Below are 910 nucleotides of genomic sequence, written 5' to 3'. Positions count from 1 at the left end.
CAGCGGCGGCGGGGGAGTACACACGCTCTTCCTCCAGCACAAGGGTTTCCCCTTCCCAGCCCAGATCAAAGGGCTGGACGCGCGCGCCCGCGTTCTCGAAACCCTTGCGGCACAGATCGTACCAGCACCCGTCCGGCACGCCACGGCGCGGTTCCCAGCCGCATATGACCAGCCGGTCACTGGCGCGGGTCAGGGCGACATACAGCAGCCGGTTATATTCTTCCGCCGCGTCCTGCCTGATCCTTTCCTGCAGGGCGGCGGTCAGGTCCGTCACCAGTTCACGCCGGGGCACCCATATCGGGATGTCCAGTCTGGTCCGGGCATCGGTTTTCCATAACACGCCGGTATCGGCGCGGGGTGTTGCAATGGTGTCGGGCAGGATGACCAGCCGTGCCTGCAACCCCTTGGCCCCGTGCGCGGTCATGACGCGGACCATGTTGGCCGAGGCGTCGGTTCATGACGCACCGTTTCATCCGATGCGTTGAGCCAGTGCAGGAAGCCCTGGAGCGAGATGGCATGCGTTTCCTCGAACCGCAGGGCGGCGGAGAGCAGTTCATCAACCGGCTCCACCGCTTCCGGCCCCAGCCGGGCCAGCAGGCGCGCGCGACCGCCCAGCGGGCCGAGCGCTTCGGCCAGAAGCTGGTAGGGAGTTGCGTAATCCACCTGCCGGAACAGGGTGTTGAGGACATGCCAGGCCGTGGACCAGTCGGGCCGTTCGCCATGGCGGGCCCGCAGCACCGCCCATAAAGGCTGGCCGTCGCGGCCCGTCGCCAGATCCATGAGCGAGGGATCATCCAGCCCGCCCAGTGGCGAGGTCAGCACGCAGGCCAGCGTCAGGTCATCCTGTGGCAGCAGGAGCGCGGCGCACAGCGCCATGAGGTCGCGCACCGCAAGCTGGTCGGTCAGCACG

1 pseudogene is annotated in these 910 nt (G+C 67.5%); it reads right to left on the bottom strand.

Annotation, left to right across the window (positions count from 1 at the left end):
* Positions 1-910, bottom strand: a pseudogene (locus JCM25156_RS28265) (3'-5' exonuclease); the annotation flags it as partial.

The sequence above is a fragment of the Komagataeibacter kakiaceti JCM 25156 genome (assembly GCF_000613305.1).
The sequence above is the reverse complement of the archived record's forward strand: the minus strand, read 5'-3'. Positions and strand labels throughout refer to the sequence as shown.